Origin of the sequence: Variovorax sp. W2I14 (assembly GCF_050435205.1) — a bacterium.
Classification (GTDB): Bacteria; Pseudomonadota; Gammaproteobacteria; order Burkholderiales; family Burkholderiaceae_C; genus Variovorax; species Variovorax paradoxus_C.
Map to the genome: position 1 here is coordinate 2135509 of NZ_JBNDJX010000001.1, position 19376 is coordinate 2154884.

The window sequence follows — 19376 nt, forward strand, 5'->3', positions numbered from 1 at the left end:
GGACGCGAGGCCTTCACAGGCCCAGCCTCTGGATTGCGCCGCGCGCTGCGGCCGCGCCGCTGGCCATCGATGCGGTCAGCAGATAGCCGCCGGTCGGCGCTTCCCAATCGAGCATCTCTCCCGCCACGAACACGCCCGGCAATGCGCTCGTCATGAGTTGCGCATCGAGCGCATCGAAACGCACGCCACCCGCGGTGCTGATCGCCTCATCGATCGGTCGGGTCGCGACGAGCTTCAGCGGCACAGCCTTGATCGTCGCCGCCAGTTGCACCGGATCCTGCATCGCCTCGCGGCTCAGCGCCTCGTGCAGCACACCGGCCTTTATGCCTTCGAGCCCAAGCCTGCTCTTCAAGTGGCTGCTGAGCGAACGAGCGCCACGCGGATGCTTCACAGCCGCCAGCACCTGCTCGGCACTCCGGTCTGGCAACAGATCCAGCAACAGCGTGGCGCTGCCATGCGAAGCGATCTCGTCGCGCAGCAAGGCCGACGCCGCATAGATCAGGCTGCCTTCGATGCCCGTGGCCGTCGCAACGAACTCACCCTTGCGCGCAAAGCTGCGCCCCTGACTGTCGGTAAATGAAATCGCCACCGACTTGAAAGGCTGCCCCGCAAAACGGCTGGAGAAATGCTCGCTCCACCCTGCCCCGTCGAAGCCGCAATTGGCAGGCAGCAGCGGTGCGACATCGATGCCGCGCCCTTGCAGCCACGGCGCCCACGCACCGTCGGACCCCAACCGCGACCAGCTCGCGCCGCCGAGCGCCAGCACCACCGCATCCGCTTTCACCGAGGTCTCGCCAGCCGGCGTGGCGAACCGCAGCGCGGCCGCGTCGAACGATGCGTCGCCCAGCCAGCGATAGCGCATATGGAACTGCACGCCCGCTGAACGCAGCCGATGAAGCCACGCGCGCAGCAGCGGTGCAGCCTTCATGTCCGTAGGAAACACGCGCCCTGATGTACCCACGAAAGTCTCGATGCCGAGACCCGTTGCCCATTCGCGCATCTGTTGCGGACCGAACTTCGCCAACATCGGCTCGAGTTGCGCCCGGCGTTCGCCGAAGCGGCTCATGAACACATCGAAGGGTTCCGAATGCGTGAGGTTCAGCCCGCCGCGGCCGGCCAAGAGGAACTTGCGGCCCACCGAGGGCATCGCGTCGTAGACGTGGACTTGCGCGCCGGACGCGCCGAGGACTTCAGCCGCCATCAGGCCGGCAGGTCCGCCGCCGATCACGGCGACGGTTGGGGAAAGGGTCATTCGAGATTTACCAGTTCGCCCTGCCCGGTGAGGAACGCGACGCGGACCGTGGCACCGGGGTAGGCATGTTGCACGGCCGCGCGGTAGCGCTGCATCTGTGCGATCAACGTCGCGTCCCGTTCGGGGCGCGCTGCGGATTTGTAGTCGAGGATCCACCAGGCACCGGTCTCGCGCTCTCGCACCAGCCGGTCGATGCGCAGGGTCTCGCCTTCGTGGACCAGCGTGACTTCGTTGCCATGCCAGTCGACCCTGCGATCGTCCCACACCCAGGCACCCGCCCCCGCGCGGATGCGTTCGGCCAGCGTCGCGGCGCCGCGCGCCTGTTGCGGATCGAGCATGAATTCGCGGGCTGCGGCGCGCACGTGGGCCGAGGGCAGCGTCTCGCCCGGCACCGCCCATTCGAGCAGCCGGTGCATGGCCTGGCCGAAGGCGGCGGCGCGCGCGTCGACCGTGGCGTCGGTGGCTTTCTTTGCTGAAGGTTGATCGACGGCGGCAGGCGCGGGAGGCATCTGTTTCATCGAGAAGCTGGGCACGCCCGTCTCGACGGGCAGTGCAACCAGCGGCTCGTCAGCCTCGGTCGGCTCGCACGCCGATTCGAGGCGGGCCCACCAGCTGCCCTCGTTGGCACGCGCCGGCTTCACCGACGACAGCACCAGCCGCTCGCGCGCCCGCGTGGTCGCGACGTAGAGGCCGTTGAGCTCTTCGCGATGGCGCGCGCGCTGTTCTTCTTCGAGCAGCGAAGCGGCGCAGGCCGGCGGCGTTTTCTCGCTCGCAAGGAACACGAAGCGCGTCGGCGCGCTGTCGCTGCCCTTCCACTCGACCAGCACGCCCATGGTTTGCGCGCGCGGCGGTGGGGCGTCGCAGTCGAGCATCAGCACGGTGTCGGCTTCCAGCCCCTTGGCGCCGTGCACGGTCAGCAGTTGCACTGCATCGGGCGCCGCCACCGACGGCGCGCGCACGCCGCCGGCACGCAGGGCGCGCACCAGCGCATACGGCGTGGCGAAGCGCGCGCCTTCGATCTCGAGCGATGCGGACATCAGCCCGCGCAGGTTGGCCAGCGCGCTCTGGCGCATCGCGGCGGGCACGGCGGCGCCGAACTTCGCGAGCACGTCGCCGTCGTGAAAGATGGCGTCGATGGCATCGTGCGGCGGCAGGGTCACGAGCCAGCGCTGCCATTTCTTCAGGCTGACGCCCGCCTCAACCAACACCGGCGGCAAACCCTCGCCCTTCTGGATCAACGCGAACCAGCTCGACGACGAATGCGCGCGGCTGCCGCAACGCCAGTTGCACAAGCACCTCGTCGTCGATGTTGAAGAGCGGCGACTTCAACGTCCGCGCCAGCGAAAGATCGTGCGCGGGCGACACCAGCGCATCGATCAGCGCGACCATGTCCTGCACTTCGGGTGCATCGTGCAGCTCGTTCTTCTCGGGTTGCTGCACGGGGATGTGGCGCTGGCGCAGCGCGTCCTGCATCGCTGAGAGGCGATTGCGCCGGCGCGCCAGCACCATGATCTGACGGGGCGGTATGCCGTCGGCGATGCGCTGCGCCACCCAGCGCGCGGCCTGCTCGCATTCCTTCTGCAGCAGTTGTTCTTCGGGCAGCACGCGCGGCGTGACGAGGCTGTCGCGCCAGTGCAGCATGCCGTCGTCCGCGGGTGCGGCTTCCACCGCGTCGCCGAGCGCACCGCGGTCGATGGCCGGGAGCTTGAGCAGTTCGCCCTCGTCGCCGCGCTCGGTAGTGTGGGCGCGATAGCCGTCGAACTCGCCCGCGTCCTGCGCGGCGAGCATCGCCTGGTTGACCAGTCCGACCACGGCGCGCGCGTTTCGGTGCGTGTGGTCGCAGTTGAGCAGTTCGCCATCGAGCCCTTCGCGCACGAACTTCTTGGCGGCAATGAACACTTGCGGTTCGGCGCGGCGGAAGCGGTAGATGCTCTGCTTTGGGTCGCCCACGATGAACACGCGCGGCGCGCTGCTGCCCGCGCCCGTGTAGGAACTGAGCCAGCCGTAGAGTGCCTGCCACTGCAGCGGATTGGTGTCCTGGAACTCGTCGATCAGGAGGTGCGCGATGCGGGCATCGAGCCGCTCCTGCACCCAGCCCGATAGCGCCGACTGGCCGAGCAGCAACTGCGCGGCTTGCTCGACGTCGTTCATGTCGACCCAGCCGTGGGCGCGCTTGACGTCCGCGAAAGCGGCGATGAGAAGGCGCGTGAGCCGTGTCATGCGCTGCTGATAGAGCCATGCCGCGTGCTGGGCCTGCGCGGCGCACAGCATCTGGAGCTCGGCTTCGGCCTCCTGCGCGGCGGGGAATTTCTGCAGGTTCTTGGTGAGCCGGTCTTCGCTCGCGACGAAGAAGTTCTTTCTCAGGTGCGCGAGCGCTGCGGAGAGCGATTCGACTGCGGGCTCGCCGACGCCGAACACGTCGATGATGGCCTCGGCCGCCTTCTGCGGCGTCTTGTTGGTCTCGCGTCCGAGCGCGACGGCGCGGTCGAGCCAACGACGACGGACCGTCTCGCCGCGCAAGGCATCGGTCGGTTCGTCGAGTCCTTCGAGCGACGGATAGAGCGCGCTGAAATGCTGCACGGCGTTTTCCGCATCGGCCAACGAAAACTCGACCCGCTTGGTCAGCGCTTCGCCCAGCGCCTTGGCCGTCTGCGAACGGCCGTGCGTCGCGACGACGGCGTAGTAGTCGGCCAGCGCGTGCTTGTCGGCGGTGACCGCTTCGAAGAAGGGCCGCCAGGTGTGGCCGCGTGCCTCGGCGTCGTCTTCGAGCAGTTCGTAGTTGGACGGCAGGCCCAGCTCGCGCAGCACCGCGAGCGGCGCATTGCGCAGCAGGCCCGCGAACCAGGCGTGGAAGGTACGGAACTGCACCGGTCGGCCGCCTTCGAGCAGGCGCCTGTAGAGGCCCTTCAGGCGCGGCACGGCGGCGAATGCGGCAGCCGGCTCGACGCCGCGCATCACCAGTTGCTTCACCAATTCTTCAGGGCTCTCTTCCGCGAACTGTTCGAGCCATTGGTCGAGACGCTCGCGCATCTCACCGGCCGCCTTCTTGGTGAAAGTGATCGCGAGAATCTCGTGCGGTTCGCAGGCGGAGTCACCCTCCTCGAGCAACGCACGCAGGATGCGCGACACCAGCATCCACGTCTTGCCCGCGCCCGCGCAGGCTTCGACGGCCACCGAGCGGCGCGGATCGCAGGCGACGGTGTAGAAAGCCTCGCGCGTGACGTGACGGCCGTTGTGTTCGTAGGCTGCGCCGTTCATTTCGACACCTCCCAGAAATCTTTTCGGCACAAGCCGCGGGCCGCGCAGTAGTCGCAGACTGCACCCTCGCCCAGCGGCGGCAGCGCCGCGCCTTCGGAGATGCGCGTGAAGTCGCTCATGATGCCGGCCACCAGCGCATCCCTCGCCTCGACCACCGCAGGCTGCTCGACGGTCTGCGTGCCGGACGATTTCTCGCCCACGTTGACGTAGGCCGCGCGCAAGGTGTCGTCGGCCACCAGTGCGGCGTAGAAGGCGAGCTGCGTGTCTTCGGTCGGGTCCTTCACGCGCTCCTTGGTGACGCTGGCGGACTCGGTCTTGTAGTCGATCACGAAGGCCTGCCCCTCGGAGGTGCGGTCGACTCGATCGAGACGGCCGACCAGGCGCAGGTTGCCCAGCGGCTGCTCCTTCCAGGGTTCGGATTCGATGAACACCGCACCGCCGGCCTCATGCCCCACGAGCCACTCAAGATAGCCGTCGCGCACCGCCGGCCATGCCGCGGCGAAGGGAAGAAACTCGGCGTCGGAGAGGCCGTACTCGCGCGTGGCACGCTGCGCCGCTTCCTCGATGCGTGCCACGCGCTCGTGCGCATCCTGCGTCGGGCTTTCGATCAGCGACTCGTGGAAATGGCCGAGCACGGCGTGCAGCCAATTGCCGAAGTCGCGCTTGTCGACCTCCACTTCGAGCTCGTCGGCGCTGCGCAGCCCCAACTGCCGCAGCGCGAAGAAGCGATAGGGGCAACGGCGCAGGTCTTCGTAGACGCTGGTCGAGATGTTCTCCAGCGGCAGCAGCGCGCCCGAGGGCGTGGGAACGGCGGTCGGTTGCACGGTGACGTCGCGGGCAGGACGCGGATCGAGAGTGGGCTGCAGCACGTGGTCGAGCTGCAGTGCCTGCACCAACGGGCTCGGTCGGACCGGCTCGCCGCTCGCATCGGACTGGCGCCAGACAAGTTCGCACCAGGGGTTGTGCAGGGCCGCGGTCCAGGCTGAGCGCTGCGCGGCTTCGAGGGTCTCGCGCGAAGGCAGGCCCAGTTCGAGGCGCTGGGCTGCGCTCCAATTGCCGGGCGGCTCGGGCGATGCGGGCAACCGGCGGTCGTCGCACCCAGGAATGACCACGGCGCCGAATACGCGGCCGAGCAGTTGATAGAGCGGCAGCACGATCACCCGGGGCGCGTGGTCGCCGGTGGGCGGTACGAAGCTCGCGTCTTCGAGCACGTCGCGCACCCATGCGGTGAATTCGGCGAGCGTGTGGCGGCCGCCGGGAAATTCGTCGGCATCGCCGTGCGAATCGGCATCGAGCCACAGCGCGGCGATGACCTTGCCGCCGGCCATGTCCTCAGCCAGCGGCGTCCATTGGCCACTGCCTTCGAGCAGTTCGCGCAACGCGCGCAGCCATTCGGCCACTGGCCTGGATTTCATCATCGATGCGCGGCGTGCCTCGATGGCTTCGGTGTAGGGCAGCAGCGCCACGTCGTTCGGTTTCTCGCTGCGGGCCACGAGACTGCACCAGGCCGACCAGTCGCGCAGGCCTTCGCGCCGCAGGCGCACTTCGAGCGCCTGCACTGCCAGTGCGTCGCCGTCGGCACCGCTCTTGAGCCATTCCAGAACTTGATCGCTCGCCGCGTCGTGGGCACAGGCGCGCAATGCGCTCATCAACGTGGCGGCAGCGCGCGTGGTCGAGAGCTTCCAGCCGGTTTCGTCGTGCGTGACGATGCCCTGCGCCTTGAGCTGGGCGCTGATGCGGCGCGTGAGCGCGCGGTCGGTGGCGATCAGCGCGACGGGCGCGCGGCCCTCGGCGAGGTGGCGCAGCACGCAGGCGGCGGCGAGCTCGGCCTCATCCTCGGGGTCTGCGGCGACATGGGACGCTGCGGGAGCCACGGGGGTGTTCGCGGGCACGAGCGAGAGATGCAGGGCGTGATCGCCCCACAGGGTGCAGAGGGTCTGGGTGAGCGGATCGGTCTGGAAGCCTTCGAGCACGATCAATGCATCGACCTGGTTGCGCGTGCTTTCTCGCAGCAGCACGTCCGTTGCGTAGCCCGAGGTTGCGGCCCAGGCGACGGCGATGCGGATCAGCGCGCTTTCGATGCGGAACCACTCCGACTCGCTGCCCGCCTCGGCCACCTGCGCGGCACGCTGGGCCCATTCGCCGACGCGCGCGTCCGGCAGCGATGCCGATGCGAGGGGTGCAAGCTGGTAGGCCAGCTCGACGACGCGGCCTGCCAATGCGAAACGCTCGTTGTTGAACCCCGCTTGCGACAGCAGCGCCTGGGCCGTGATGAGGTCGCGTGCCATGTCGAATGCGATGTCGTAGCCCGTCGGCAGGAAACCGCCCGCGCTGCGCGCCCAGTTGTGCGTGGTCTCGAAGCGCGGCACGAAGCCCGCGCTGCCGCAACGCGCCCACATGCCGCGCGCCACGCCCATCAATTGCGCATACGGCACCAGCACCACGGTGCGCGCCGCATGCAGCTCGCGCTCGGCGAGCGCGCGGACGATCCGCGCGACGACGCCGTCGGCGGGATCGCACCACAAGGCGTGGACGGGGTGTCCTTCGTTCATGTTCTATCGAGGGGTTTGAGAGCGCGTTGTCGTGATCTGCAAGGGCTTTGGCTATCACTGCCATAGCGGCTGCGCATGGCACGTCACCCCTTGGTTTCTGTCACAATGACCAGCACTTTAGCTGCACCGAAACTCTCTGCGCACAAGGACACATCACATGGCCAGCGACCTGATCAAACACATCTCCGATTCCTCCTTCGAAGCCGACGTGCTCAAGTCCAGCCAGCCGGTGCTGGTCGACTACTGGGCCGAATGGTGCGGCCCCTGCAAGATGATCGCCCCGATCCTTGACGAAGTGTCGGCCACCTACGAAGGCAAGCTGCAGATCGCCAAGCTGAACGTGGACGAGAACCGCGACATCCCCGCCAAGTTCGGCATCCGCGGCATCCCCACGCTCATGCTGTTCAAGGACGGCCAGTTGGCCGCCACCAAGGTCGGCGCCATGAGCAAGGCGCAACTCACCGCCTTCATCGACCAGCAACTCGCATAAGCGACATTCGATCCGGCCAGCGCGCAATGCGCTTGGCCGGCGCGTTTTTCCTGTCATAATCTCCCACAGATCACCGGCCCTTTCAGGCAACCGGTTCGAGTTCCCCGGTTAGTGCAGCAGTTCTCGCTACACATTCAACCTCCCCCCGTTTTCCGTTTCGATTACCCCGCGAGGGGTCATTCCATGCACTTAAACGAACTCAAGGCACTCCACGTGTCTGAAGTCCTCAAGCAGGCCGAAGCCCTTGAGATTGAAAACGTCGGCCGCATGCGCAAGCAGGAGCTGATGTTCGCGATCATCAAGAAGCGCGCAAAGGCCGGCGAACAGGTCTTCGCCGACGGCGTGCTCGAAATCCTGCCCGACGGCTTCGGCTTCCTGCGCAGCCCCGACACCAGCTTCACCGCCAGCACCGACGACATCTACATCTCGCCGAGCCAGGTGCGCCGCTTCAACCTGCACACCGGCGACATGATCGAAGGCGAAGTGCGCACGCCCAAGGACGGCGAGCGCTACTTTGCGCTGACCAAGCTGGACAAGGTCAACGACGGTCCGCCCGAGCAGAACAAGCACAAGGTCATGTTCGAAAACCTGACGCCGCTGTTCCCCAAGGAGCAGATGAAGCTTGAACGCGACGGCGTCAAGGGCGAAGAGAACATCACCGGCCGCATCATCGACATCATCGCCCCCATCGGCAAAGGCCAGCGCGCCCTGCTCGTGGCGCCGCCCAAGAGCGGCAAGACGGTGATGATGCAGCACATCGCCCACGCGATCAGCGCCAACTACCCCGACGTGCACATGATGGTGCTGCTCGTGGACGAGCGCCCTGAAGAAGTGACCGAAATGCAGCGCACGGTGAAGGGCGAAGTCATTGCTTCCACCTTCGACGAGCCCGCTGCGCGCCACGTGCATGTCGCCGAAATGGTGATCGAGCGCGCCAAGCGCCTGGTCGAACTCAAGAAAGACGTGGTGATCCTGCTGGACTCGATCACGCGTCTGGCCCGCGCCTACAACAACGTCGTGCCCTCGTCGGGCAAGGTGCTGACCGGCGGCGTCGACTCCAACGCACTGCAGCGTCCCAAGCGCTTCCTGGGTGCCGCGCGCAATGTGGAAGAAGGCGGCTCGCTCACCATCATCGGCACCGCGCTGATCGATACCGGCAGCCGCATGGACGAAGTGATCTTCGAAGAGTTCAAGGGCACCGGCAACTCCGAAATCCACCTGGACCGCCGCCTCTACGAAAAGCGCGTGTTCCCCTCGATCCAGCTCAACCGCAGCGGCACGCGCCGCGAAGAATTGCTGCTGGCCCCCGAGATCCTTCAGAAGACCCGCATTCTTCGTCAGCTCATGTACAACATGGACGAGATCGAGTCGATGGAGCTGATGCTCAAGAACATGAAGGCGACGAAGACCAATGTCGAGTTCTTCGACATGATGCGTCGCGGCGGCTGAGCACCACCCTGCTCTTCCGCAAAAAGCGCGTTGACCTCATCGGTCAACGCGCTTTTTTCATGGGCGTTCGATGCGAATGGCGCGGCCTTCGGCTGCGCTCTGGCGACCGATGTCGAGGAGTTCCATCAGCGCGACCGCCTGCTCCGGCGGGACCGGGTTCGGACCGTGGCCAAGGATCGCATCACGCACTGCAGCGTAGTAGTCGACGTAGTTGCCGGCCCGCGTGGGCACGGCGCGAAAGTGCGGTGCCCCGTCGCTGCCGATCAGAGTGAGTTCGCCATCGAGCGGATCGGCGCCCCACCCTTCGGCTGGCGGTCGCTGTCCGGCGCGCAGCGCATCCTCTTGCGGATCAACGCCGTGCTTCACGTAGCTGCCCCGCGTGCCGTGCACGATGTAGCGCGGCGCCGCATGGGCCGCGAGCGTCGTGGCGTGCAGCATCACGCGCAGGGGGGCGTGCGGGCCGCTTTCGTAGCGCAGCACGGCGTGGAAATAGTCGTCGACCAGCGCACCATCACGAAGAACCGCCGTGTCGAGTTGCAGCGTGTCTGGCCGACCGAAGAGCTGTACGGCTTGATCGACAAGGTGCGAGCCCAGGTCCACCCACAGGCCCGACCCCGGAACCGGCTGCTCCCGCCAGCGCTCGCGAACCTCGGGCCGGAAGCGATCGAAGTGCGACTCCAAGTACACCGGCCGGCCCAGCTCGCCGCTCGCAAGAAGATCCTTCAACGTCAGGTAATCGGCGTCGAAGCGCCTGTTCTGATAGACCGCCAGGACGCGATTGTTGCGTCGAGCCAACAATTCGAGCTCCCTGGCTTCGGCCACATCGAGCGTGAAAGGCTTGTCCACCACGACGTGCTTGCCGGCCTCCAGCGCCGCCTTGGCGACCGGGTGATGCTGAGCATTGGGTGTTGCGACCACGACCAGGTCGATGTCCGCGCGGGCCACGAGCGCCGCCACGTCCGGCACCACGGCCACGCCGGGCCAGTCCGCGTGGACCTTGTGCGGCTGCGAACTCGCCACGGCCGCCAGTTCGAGCCCCGGAACGGCCGAAAGCACGGGTGCATGGAAGGTCTGGCCGGCGAAACCATAGCCGACGAGGCCGGCGCGCAACGCTGTGGAAGTCATCTGGGGGGCCACTTTTCGCACAAAACGGCCAGTATGCGATAATCGCTGGCTCCGCGAAAAGTGCAGCCGGGCGTCCTGCCCAGCGATCCCCTCACCCCGGGACAGCCGCCGACCCAGTCCATTCGACAGTCGACGCGCTTGTGGCTCTCGCATCGACCGCGCATTGATTCCAACAGCGCAAAAGGAAACACCATGGCAAAAGAAGGCATCCACCCGAATTACCGCGAAATCCTGTTCGTCGACATGTCGAACGGTTTCAAGTTCGTGACCCGTTCGTGCGCGAACACCAAGGAAATGGGCAAGACCGACGACGGTCGCGAGCTCCCCCTGTTCAAGCTGGACACCACCAGCGAATCGCACCCGTTCTACACCGGCACGCAGAAGTCGGTCGACAACATGGGCGGTCGCGTCGAGAAGTTCCGCAACCGTTTCGGCAAGACCACCGGCGCTGCTTCGAAGTAAAGCACGCGCTTTGGCGTCGAGGGCAGCCCGGTTTACCGCGCTGCCCTTTTTCATTCCGAATCTCCTTTCGCCCTTCTCTCCGCTTTCCGCCCTTTGAACCAGCCCACTCCCGCGATCGTTGCCCAGAATGCCGTGCGCCGGCTGCCGCGCATCGCGCTGCTGCTGTTGTGCGCGGCCTACTTGCTGCCGGGGCTGGTCGGGCGCGGACCGTGGAAGAGTGCCGACATCACCGCCTTCGGCTACATGGCCGAACTGGCCCGGAGCACCGAAGGCATCGCGCGCTGGTTCGATCCCCTCTTGCTGGGCCTGCAGCCCGAGACGCCCGCGCTGGTCCCCTACTGGATCGGCGCCATCGCGATCAAGCTCGCCCCCGCGTGGCTGAACCCCGACCTCGCCGTGCGATTCGTCTTCGCGCTGATGCTCTGGGGCACCTTCACCGCCACCTGGTACGCCGTCTACTACCTCGCCCGAACCGCACGCGCCCAGCCCGTGGCGTTCGCCTTCGGCGGCGAGGCGCGTCCGACCGACTACGCGCGCGCCATCGCCGATGGCGGCCTGCTGGCGCTGATCGCCTGCCTGGGCCTCGCCCAGCTCGGGCATGAAACCACGCCCGCCCTCGCCCAGCTGTACTTCGCCTCGCACCTGTTCTACGGCGTGGCCGCGTTGCCGTACCGACGCGCCGGCCCGGTGATCGCGCTCGTGGTCGGCACGCTCGGCATGACGTTGAGCGGCGCCCCCACCGTTGGCCTCGCGCTCGCCGTCGGCAGTGCGCTCTACATCGCCTATGAGCGGCACCTCGTCGCAAAAGCCGGGGCGGACGTGAGCTCCGACGACGGCCCCGGCTACACCCGCGGCGCCCTGTTCACGATGGTCGGCGTCACGCTGCTGGCCGCGGCGCTGGTGTTCGGCCTCGGCCTGTCGCAGTGGAAGATCACGCTGGACGGCAACTCGATCGGCAGCGAAATCCGAAGCCAGGCCAAGCTCCTGCTCTGGTTCACCTGGCCGGTCTGGCCGCTCGCCATCTGGACGCTCTGGCGCTGGCGCCGCCAGCTCACGGCGCGCCATGTCGCGCTGCCGTTCTGGTTCGCGCTCGTGCCGCTGGCCGCCACCTGGACCACCGACTACTCCGACCGCTCGCTGCTGCTGGCCCTGCCCGCCTTCGCCACGCTCGCGGCCTTCGCGCTGCCGACCTTCCGACGCAGTGCCGCGGCGCTGATCGACTGGTTCAACGTGCTCTTCTTCAGTGGCCTCGCGGTGCTGGGCTGGCTCTACTGGATTGCCATGCTGACGGGCGTGCCACGCAAGCCCGCGGCCAGCGTTGCGCGGCTGGTGCCGGGCTTCGTGGCCGAGTTCTCGCCTATCGCCTTCGTGCTCGCGCTGGCCGCGACCATCGCATGGTGCTGGCTGGTGCGCTGGCGCACCGGGCGCCACCGCGCCGCGCTCTGGAAGACGCTGGTGCTGCCCGCCGGCGGCACCGCGCTCTGCTGGATGCTGCTGATGACGCTCTGGCTGCCCCCCATCGACTACGCGCGCAGCTACCTGCCGCAGGTGCGTGCCGTCGCCGAGCGCGTGGGCCAACCGAGCTGCATCGCCGAACTGGCACTCAGCCGGCCGCACATCGCGGCGCTGCGCCACCACGGCAACTTCAACCTGCAGCCGCTGCTGCTGGGCACCGACTGCCCGTGGCTGGTCGTGAGCCCCGACACGATCGAGCGGCTGCACACCATCATTCCGCTCGAGAAGTGGCGCTTCAGCGGCACCCTGCGCCGCCCCAGCAGTGCCGCGGACGACCTGCTTCTCTATCAAAAGATCGCGCCCTGAGAAGTGACGGGCGAACGGGGATTGATCGCACGCCACGCCGGCACGGTGCTGGTCGGCCAGTTGGCCGTGATGGCTTTCGGCGTGACCGACACCATCATCGCGGGCCGCTATTCGGAGCACGCGCTGGCGGCGCTCTCGGTCGGCGCGGCCATCTTCGTGAGCGTGTACGTCTCGCTGATGGGCGTGCTGCAGGCGCTGCTGCCGGTGTGGGCCGAACTGCACGGCGCCGGCCGCGGCGGCGAGGTGGGCCGCTCGGTGCGGCAGTCGCTCTACCTGGCCGGCATCGCCATCGCGGTGGGCATGGTGGCGCTGCTGCTGCCCGGCGGCGCCCTGCGCTGGACCCAGGTGCCGGCGGAGATGCGCGGCGAGGTCGAGGCTTACCTCGCGGTGCTCGCCTTCGCGCTCGCGCCGTCCCTGCTCTTTCGCCTCTTCAGCACGCTGAACCAGAGCCTGGGCAAGCCGCAGCTCGTGACTTGGCTGCAACTGGCGTCGCTGGTGGTGAAGCTGCCGCTGTCGATCTGGTTCACCTTCGGCGGCGCCGGCCTGCCGGCGATGGGTCTCGTCGGCTGCGCCTGGGCCACGCTGTGCGTGAACTGGGCCATGCTCGGCTGCGCGGTCTGGCTGCTGCGCAGCAGCGCCTTCTATCGTGGCTATGCGCTCTGGGAACGCATCGAGCCGCCCAATTGGCACCAGATCCGCCAGTTCGCGCGGCTCGGCGTTCCCGGCGGGCTGGCGGTGCTGGTGGAAGTGACCTCGTTCACGCTGATGGCGCTCTTCATCGCGCGCCTGGGCACCGCTGCGGCGGCCGCGCACCAGATCGCCTCGAACCTGCTGGCGGTGGCTTACATGATGCCGCTCTCGCTCGCCATCGCGACCAGCGCGCGCGTGAGCTTCTGGCTCGGCGCCGGCGATCCTGCGAAGGCGCGGAACGCCTGCCGCCTCGGCTTCGAGCTCGCCATGCTGTGCGCCCTCGTCTACGCCGGAGCGATGGTCGCCTTGCGCTACGAGCTTGCCAATGTGTACTCGGACAACCCGGAAGTGATCGCGCTGGCCGCCTTGCTGCTGCCAGTCGTCGCGGTCTACCACCTCGCCGATGCCCTGCAGACGCTGTGCGTGTTCGTGCTGCGCTGCTACCGCGTGACGCTGGCGCCGCTGGTCATCTACTGCGCGATGCTCTGGGGCCTGGGCCTCGGCGGCAGCTACCTGCTGGCCTACCGCGGCCTCGGGCCATGGCCGGCGATGCAATCGCCGCTGGCGTTCTGGATCATGAGCGCCGGCGCGTTGGCGCTCACGGGCCTGCTGTTCAGCGCGCTGCTGCGCTGGACGATGCAAAAGCGAGCCGGCTGAAGACCAACGCCGGCCCGAAGCTCACTTCGCCAGCACGCGCGCCTCGCGCACCCGCGTGGCCGGAAACACCAGCGCAAACCGGCTCCCCTTGCCCACCGTGCTCTCGATGCGCAGCTCGGCCCCGTGCCGCTGTGCGATGTGCTTGACGATCGCGAGGCCCAGACCCGTGCCGCCGGTCTCGCGCGAACGGCTGCGGTCGATGCGGTAGAAGCGCTCGGTGAGCCGCGGAATGTGCTCGGCGGCGATGCCGGGCCCGGTGTCCTTTACCGCGTACTCGCCGCGCCCATCGGGCAGCACCCGCCAGCTCACCGCGACTTCGCCACCGCCGGGCGTGTATCGGATCGCATTGCTCAGCAGGTTCGACATTGCGCTCTGCAATTCAGTGGGCGCGCCCGATATCTCGGACTCGGCATCGATGGTGAACGAGAGCCGATGGCCCAGCGGCGCAAGCCGGCCCGACAGGCCGCGTCCTTCGTCCTCGCACTGCGCGAGCAAGGCGCGGATGCGGATCCACTGATTGCCCGAAGGCGAGGCGCTGCCCTCCAGGCGCGACAGCGTCAAGAGGTCGTTCACCAGCGTTTCCATGCGGTGCGACTGCTGGCTCATCAGCGAGAGATAGCGCGTGCGCTCGTCCGCATCGAGCGGCAGGTTCTGCAGCGTCTCGACAAAGCCCGCCAGCACCGTGAGCGGCGTGCGGATCTCGTGCGACACGTTGGCCACGAAATCGCGCCGCATCGCCTCGGCCTGCTCCAGCGCCGTGATGTCGCGCGTGAGCAGCATGCGGCGGTTGCCCGCGTAGGGATGCACCTGCACCGACAGCCGCACCGGATGGCTGCGCTGGTGCGTGTGGCCCGGGCCGGACGCGTCGATGACGACGTCGCGGCTGTAGTTCCACGAAGCCAGGTAGGCCACGAAGGCCGGATCGCGCACGAGGTTCGCCAGATGCTGCTGCAGGTCGCGCTCGGCATCGATGCCGAACTGGCTGGCGGCCGTCTGGTTGCACCACTCGATGCGGCCCTGCTCGTCGAGCAGGATCACGCCGTTGGGGGATGCCTGGATGGCTGCCAAAAATTCTTGCAGCCGATCTTCGGCCTGGCGGGTCTGCTGCTCGCGGTCGCGCAGCAGCTTGCGGATGCGCTCGGCCAGTTCGCCCCAGACGCCGGGTCCGCGGGTCGGCAAACCCGTGGCGTCGTTGCGCAGCACCTGCAGGAGCCGTTCGGCGCGCCAGGCATCGAGCGCGAGCCACAGCACCGCGCCCAGCCAGGCGCCCAGCCACCCGAACTTCCAGCCAAAAATGCCGACAGCGCCCGCGCCTATTGCAAGGGATGCTATTAAAAAAGTAGCAATTCGGAAAGGCATGGCGGGCGATTATCCGCGCCCGCGGCCGAGGGACGCCACGGTGTTCAAACCGTGACTTGGGCGGTCAGGCGGTAGCCTGCTCCCCGGACGGTTTCGACCATCGGCGCCGCGGCACCCAGCGATTCACGCAGGCGCTTGACGTGCACGTCGACCGTGCGCTCCTCGATGTAGACGTGGTCGCCCCACACCTTGTCGAGCAGTTGCGCCCGGCTGTGCACGCGCTCGGCGTGCTGCATCAGGTAGGCCAGCAGCTTGAACTCGGTCGGGCCGACCTTGAGCGCACCGCCCTGCCAGGTCACGCGGTGCGTGGAGGTGTCGAGCGCGAGCTCGCCGATTTCCACGCGCTCGGTCACCACTTCGGGGGCGCGGCGGCGCAGCACCGCGCGGATGCGGGCCAACATTTCCTGCGTCGAGAAGGGCTTGGTGATGTAGTCGTCGGCGCCGGCATCCAGCCCCGCGACCTTGTCGGGCTCGTCGCCGCGCGCGGTCAGCATCAGGATCGGGATGGCCTTGGTGCGCGGGTCCTTGCGCCACTGGCGGGCAAGCTGCAGGCCGCTCTGGCCCGGCAGCATCCAGTCGAGCAGGATCAGGTCGGGCAGGAAGGCGTCGATTTCGCGCTGCGCCGCGGCACCGTCTTCCGACCAGATCGGCTCGAAGCCGTTGTGGCGCAGGTTGACGGCGATCAGCTCGGCGATCGAGGACTCGTCTTCGACGATCAGGACTCTGGGTTTCTTCATGCTTTATGGGAGTCTTGGCGCCGAGGTCACTGCAGGGCAGACTCGATTTCCTGCATCGAAGTGTGCCGCACATCGGCGCCCTTGACGATGTAGATGATGAATTCGGCGATGTTCTTGGCGTGGTCGCCGATGCGTTCGATGGCCTTGGCCAGGAACAGCAGGTCCAGGCTGGCCGAGATGGTGCGGGGGTCTTCCATCATGTAGGTGACCAGCTTGCGCACGAACCCGTCGAACTCCTTGTCGATCAGGTCGTCGTCCTTCAGGATCGACAGCGCCGCGGCCGTGTCCAGGCGCGCGAAGGCGTCCAGCGCGGTACGGAGCAGCCCCGAGGCCAGATCGGCCGCGATGCGCAGCTCGGTCGTCGGCAACTGGCGAGCCGAACCGCTCTCGATGATCGACTTGACCATGCGCGCGATCTTGTTGGCCTCGTCGCCCACGCGCTCCAGGTTGGCGGTGGTCTTGCTGATGGCGATCAGGAGGCGCAGGTCGCGAGCCGTCGGCTGGCGGCGCGCGATGATCGACGAGAGCTCGCGGTCGATGTCGATTTCCATCGCATTGACGCGGTGTTCGGTCTCCATCACGCGGTCGGCCGCGTCGGGGTCGAACTGCAGCAGCGCATACACCGCCGTGTGGATCTGCGACTCGACCATGCCGCCGAGCTCCATCACGCGCGACGAGACGCCGTTGAGTTCGCTGTCGAACTGGCTGGAAAGATGTTTCTCGCTCATGGTTTTGTCTCCTTAGCCGAAACGGCCGGTGATGTAGTCCTCGGTTTCCTTGCGCTGCGGCTTGAAGAACATCTGCTCCGTCGCGCCGAACTCGATCAGGTCGCCCAGGTACATGTAGGCGGTGTAGTCGCTGCAGCGGGCGGCCTGCTGCATGTTGTGCGTCACGATGACCACGGTGTACTCGTTCTTGAGCTCGGCGATCAGTTCTTCGATCTTGGCGGTCGAGATCGGGTCGAGCGCGGAGCACGGCTCGTCGAGCAGCAGCACTTCAGGCTTGATCGCGATGCCGCGCGCAATGCACAGGCGCTGCTGCTGGCCGCCGGAGAGGCCCGAGCCGCTTTGCTGCAGCTTGTCGCGCACTTCGGTCCAGAGCGCGGCCTTCTTCAGGGCCCACTCGACGCGGTCGTCCATCTCGCTGGCCGAGAGGTTCTCGAACAGCTTCACGCCGAAGGCGATGTTGTCGTAGATCGACATCGGGAACGGCGTCGGCTTCTGGAACACCATGCCGATCTTGGCGCGGATGAGTGCCACGTCCTGCTTGGACGTGAGCAGGTTCTCGCCGTCCAGGGCGATCGTGCCCTCGGCACGCTGCTCGGGATAGAGCTCGAACATGCGGTTGAAGGTGCGCAGCAGGGTCGACTTGCCGCAGCCCGACGGGCCGATGAAGGCCGTGACCTTGTTCTCGGGAATCTCGAGGTTGATGCCCTTGAGCGCGTGGAATTTGCCGTAGTAGAAGTTCAGGTCCTTGACCGAGATCTTCGAGCGCGACGGTTGTGCGACGGTATTTGGCATGAGAGATCTTCTTCTTCAGTCAGTGTTTGTTGCGCGTGAGGACCCGCGCCAGGATGTTGAGGGCGAGCACGGCGACGGTGATCAGGAACACGCCGGCCCAGGCCAGCTGTTGCCAGTTCTCGTACGGGCTCATCGCGAACTTGAAAATCGTGACCGGCAGGCTGGCCATCGGCTGGCTCACGTCGGCGGTCCAGAACTGGTTGTTCAGCGCAGTGAAGAGCAGCGGCGCGGTTTCGCCCGCAATGCGCGCCACGGCCAGCAGGATGCCGGTGACCACACCGGCGCGCGCGGCGCGCAGCGTGATGCTGATGATGACCTTCCACTTCGGTGTGCCCAATGCGTAGGCCGCTTCGCGCAGGCCCGGCGGCACCAGCTGCAGCATGTTCTCGGTGGTGCGGATCACCACCGGAATCACGATCAGCGCGAGCGCCAGCGCACCGGCCAGGCCCGAGAAGGTCTTGAAGTAGGCCACCACCACGGCATAGACGAACAGGCCGATCACGATCGAGGGCGCCGACAAGAGGATGTCGTTCACGAAGCGAGTGACCGAGGCGAGCCAGCCCTTGGGGTTGTACTCGGCCAGGTAGATGCCCGCCATGATGCCGATCGGCGTGCCCACGAAAGTGGCGAGCATCACCATCACGAACGAGCCGAAGATCGCGTTGGCGATGCCGCCCACTTCGTTCGGCGGCGGCGTCATCTCGGTGAAGGTGGCGAGCGCGAGGCCGCCCAGGCCCAGGCGCAGCGTTTCCCAGAGAATCCACACGAGCCAGAACACGCCGAACACCATCGCGGCGAGCGAGAGCGTCAGCGCGATCTTGTTGACGCGGTTGCGCGAAGCGAAACGGGACTGGCGCGTTTCGGCCAGCGCCTTGGCGCTGATGAGGTCTTGCGCGGTGCTCACGATTTGGTTCCTTCGCTCTTCTTCATCTGGGCCAGCAACACCTTCGAGAGCGTCAGCACGACGAAGGTGATGAAGAACAGCACGAGGCCGAGATACATCAGCGCAGCCTGGTGCAGGCCTGCGCCGGCTTCGGCGAATTCATTGGCCAGCGCCGAGGTGATGCTGTTGGCAGCCTCGAACACCGACAGCGAGTTGAGCTGGTTCATGTTGCCGATCACGAAGGTGACCGCCATCGTTTCGCCCAGCGCCCGGCCGAGGCCGAGCATGATGCCGCCGATCACGCCGGCCTTGGTGTAAGGCAGCACGACCTTGGAGACGACCTCCCAGGTGGTGGAGCCGAGGCCGTAGGCCGATTCCTTCAGAAGGGGCGGCGTCACCTCGAACACGTCGCGCATCACCGAGGCGATGAACGGAATGATCATGATCGCGAGGATGATGCCGGCCGACAGAATGCCGATGCCCACGGGCGGGCCGGACACCAGGGCGCCGAGGTACGGCACGCCGGCGAGCAGCTTCTGCAGCGGCTGCTGCACCCAGGTCGAGAGAATCGGGCCGAACACCAGGAGGCCCCACATGCCGTACACGATGGACGGCACGGCGGCGAGCAGTTCGATGGCCGTGCCCAGCGGGCGCTTGAGCCAGTTGGGCGACAGCTCGGTCAGAAAGAGGGCAATGCCGAAACTCACCGGCACCGCGATCACCAAGGCGATGAACGAGGTGGCCAGCGTGCCGTAGATCATCACGAGGCCGCCGTACTCCTCCTTGACCGGGTCCCACGTGCTGTTCGTGAGAAAGCCGAGGCCGTACTTGGAAATGGCGGGCCAGGCGCCGACGATCAGCGACAACAGGATGCCGATGAGCATCGCCAGCGTCAGCAGCGCGGCGCCCTTGGCGGCCCAGCCGAACAGGCGGTCGGCCATCGGGCCGGAACGCGGCGCCTTCACCGGCGGTGGCGGCGCAGTGGCGCGGCCACGGTCGGCCGCGAGGTCGTACGAGGCGGCAGCAGGAAGAGTGGATGACACGGGTCGCTCCGGCAAAGACGAAAGCGGCGCGTCCTCGAGCGAAGTGCTGCTCATGGATGCGCCGTTCTGGACTGGTGA

Annotated in this window: 14 protein-coding genes and 1 pseudogene; 5 read left to right on the top strand and 10 right to left on the bottom strand. The window is 67.0% G+C overall.

The window, feature by feature from the left end; translation table 11 throughout:
* Positions 1-13: 13 nt before the first annotated feature.
* The 3 genes and pseudogenes from QF040_RS09855 to QF040_RS09865 all read right to left on the bottom strand — a co-directional run bounded on the left by QF040_RS09855 (position 14) and on the right by QF040_RS09865 (position 7062).
* Positions 14-1252 carry a TIGR03862 family flavoprotein gene (locus QF040_RS09855; RefSeq protein ID WP_429610880.1) on the bottom strand — a complete coding sequence of 413 codons (1239 nt, stop codon included), beginning with the start codon at positions 1250-1252 and terminating at the stop codon, positions 14-16.
* Positions 1249-4510, bottom strand: a pseudogene (locus tag QF040_RS09860) (UvrD-helicase domain-containing protein). The gene QF040_RS09855 and the pseudogene QF040_RS09860 overlap by 4 nt, the downstream one beginning before the upstream one ends.
* Positions 4507-7062: a PD-(D/E)XK nuclease family protein gene (locus tag QF040_RS09865; protein WP_429610881.1), complete on the bottom strand. Its 2556-nt coding sequence runs from the start codon at positions 7060-7062 to the stop codon at positions 4507-4509. Before QF040_RS09865 ends, QF040_RS09860 begins: the two are co-directional and overlap by 4 nt.
* Positions 7063-7219: 157 nt before the next feature.
* Here QF040_RS09865 and trxA point away from each other — a divergent pair, with 157 nt between their 5' ends.
* Positions 7220-7552 (top strand): thioredoxin TrxA, encoded by a 333-nt coding sequence (gene trxA, locus QF040_RS09870; protein WP_013540933.1) that lies wholly within the window; start codon positions 7220-7222, stop codon positions 7550-7552.
* Between the two features lie 183 nt (positions 7553-7735).
* Positions 7736-9001: a transcription termination factor Rho gene (gene rho / locus QF040_RS09875; RefSeq protein ID WP_013540932.1), complete on the top strand. Its 1266-nt coding sequence runs from the start codon at positions 7736-7738 to the stop codon at positions 8999-9001.
* A gap of 57 nt (positions 9002-9058) precedes the next feature.
* On the opposite strand, the gene QF040_RS09880 is transcribed toward rho, so the two are convergent.
* Positions 9059-10126, bottom strand: a complete 1068-nt coding sequence (locus QF040_RS09880; protein ID WP_429610882.1) for an oxidoreductase — start codon at positions 10124-10126, stop codon at positions 9059-9061.
* A 192-nt stretch (positions 10127-10318) separates the two neighbouring features.
* Here QF040_RS09880 and QF040_RS09885 point away from each other — a divergent pair, with 192 nt between their 5' ends.
* The 3 genes from QF040_RS09885 to QF040_RS09895 all read left to right on the top strand — a co-directional run bounded on the left by QF040_RS09885 (position 10319) and on the right by QF040_RS09895 (position 13756).
* Positions 10319-10588, top strand: a complete 270-nt coding sequence (locus QF040_RS09885; protein ID WP_007836661.1) for a type B 50S ribosomal protein L31 — start codon at positions 10319-10321, stop codon at positions 10586-10588.
* A gap of 93 nt (positions 10589-10681) precedes the next feature.
* Entirely contained in the window at positions 10682-12409 is a 1728-nt protein-coding gene (locus tag QF040_RS09890; RefSeq protein WP_429610883.1) for a hypothetical protein, read from the top strand.
* 3 nt (positions 12410-12412) lie between these two features.
* A complete protein-coding gene (locus tag QF040_RS09895; protein ID WP_429610884.1) occupies positions 12413-13756 on the top strand; it encodes an MATE family efflux transporter in 1344 nt (447 codons plus the stop codon).
* A 21-nt stretch (positions 13757-13777) separates the two neighbouring features.
* Here QF040_RS09895 and phoR read toward each other — a convergent pair whose 3' ends face one another.
* The 6 genes from phoR to pstC are packed head-to-tail and all read right to left on the bottom strand — an operon-like array spanning position 13778 to position 19352.
* The gene (gene phoR / locus QF040_RS09900) at positions 13778-15115 is read right to left on the bottom strand and encodes a phosphate regulon sensor histidine kinase PhoR (protein ID WP_429610885.1); all 1338 of its coding nucleotides are present in this window, start codon (positions 15113-15115) and stop codon (positions 13778-13780) included.
* A gap of 44 nt (positions 15116-15159) precedes the next feature.
* Entirely contained in the window at positions 15160-15852 is a 693-nt protein-coding gene (gene phoB / locus QF040_RS09905) for a phosphate regulon transcriptional regulator PhoB (protein WP_007836652.1), read from the bottom strand.
* Positions 15853-15878: 26 nt separating this feature from the next.
* A complete protein-coding gene (gene phoU / locus QF040_RS09910) occupies positions 15879-16580 on the bottom strand; it encodes a phosphate signaling complex protein PhoU (protein WP_306878298.1) in 702 nt (233 codons plus the stop codon).
* A gap of 12 nt (positions 16581-16592) precedes the next feature.
* Positions 16593-17372 carry a phosphate ABC transporter ATP-binding protein PstB gene (pstB, locus tag QF040_RS09915; RefSeq protein ID WP_013540926.1) on the bottom strand — a complete coding sequence of 260 codons (780 nt, stop codon included), beginning with the start codon at positions 17370-17372 and terminating at the stop codon, positions 16593-16595.
* Between the two features lie 19 nt (positions 17373-17391).
* Complete coding sequence (gene pstA, locus QF040_RS09920) at positions 17392-18276, bottom strand: phosphate ABC transporter permease PstA (RefSeq protein WP_429610886.1); 885 nt, start codon at positions 18274-18276, stop codon at positions 17392-17394.
* Entirely contained in the window at positions 18273-19352 is a 1080-nt protein-coding gene (pstC, locus tag QF040_RS09925) for a phosphate ABC transporter permease subunit PstC (protein ID WP_306878301.1), read from the bottom strand. The genes pstA and pstC overlap by 4 nt, the downstream gene beginning before the upstream one ends.
* Positions 19353-19376 lie beyond the last annotated feature (24 nt).

What these genes read in the sequence shown, in the direction of transcription:
- trxA (WP_013540933.1), top strand. Translation starts at nt 7,220, where the DNA reads ATGGCCAGCGACCTGATCAAACACATCTCCGATTCCTCCTTCGAAGCC.
- pstC (WP_306878301.1), bottom strand. Translation starts at nt 19,352, where the DNA reads ATGAGCAGCACTTCGCTCGAGGACGCGCCGCTTTCGTCTTTGCCGGAG.
- phoU (WP_306878298.1), bottom strand. Translation starts at nt 16,580, where the DNA reads ATGAGCGAGAAACATCTTTCCAGCCAGTTCGACAGCGAACTCAACGGC.
- phoR (WP_429610885.1), bottom strand. Translation starts at nt 15,115, where the DNA reads ATGCCTTTCCGAATTGCTACTTTTTTAATAGCATCCCTTGCAATAGGC.
- phoB (WP_007836652.1), bottom strand. Translation starts at nt 15,852, where the DNA reads ATGAAGAAACCCAGAGTCCTGATCGTCGAAGACGAGTCCTCGATCGCC.
- QF040_RS09855 (WP_429610880.1), bottom strand. Translation starts at nt 1,252, where the DNA reads ATGACCCTTTCCCCAACCGTCGCCGTGATCGGCGGCGGACCTGCCGGC.
- QF040_RS09880 (WP_429610882.1), bottom strand. Translation starts at nt 10,126, where the DNA reads ATGACTTCCACAGCGTTGCGCGCCGGCCTCGTCGGCTATGGTTTCGCC.
- QF040_RS09865 (WP_429610881.1), bottom strand. Translation starts at nt 7,062, where the DNA reads ATGAACGAAGGACACCCCGTCCACGCCTTGTGGTGCGATCCCGCCGAC.
- QF040_RS09885 (WP_007836661.1), top strand. Translation starts at nt 10,319, where the DNA reads ATGGCAAAAGAAGGCATCCACCCGAATTACCGCGAAATCCTGTTCGTC.
- pstB (WP_013540926.1), bottom strand. Translation starts at nt 17,372, where the DNA reads ATGCCAAATACCGTCGCACAACCGTCGCGCTCGAAGATCTCGGTCAAG.
- rho (WP_013540932.1), top strand. Translation starts at nt 7,736, where the DNA reads ATGCACTTAAACGAACTCAAGGCACTCCACGTGTCTGAAGTCCTCAAG.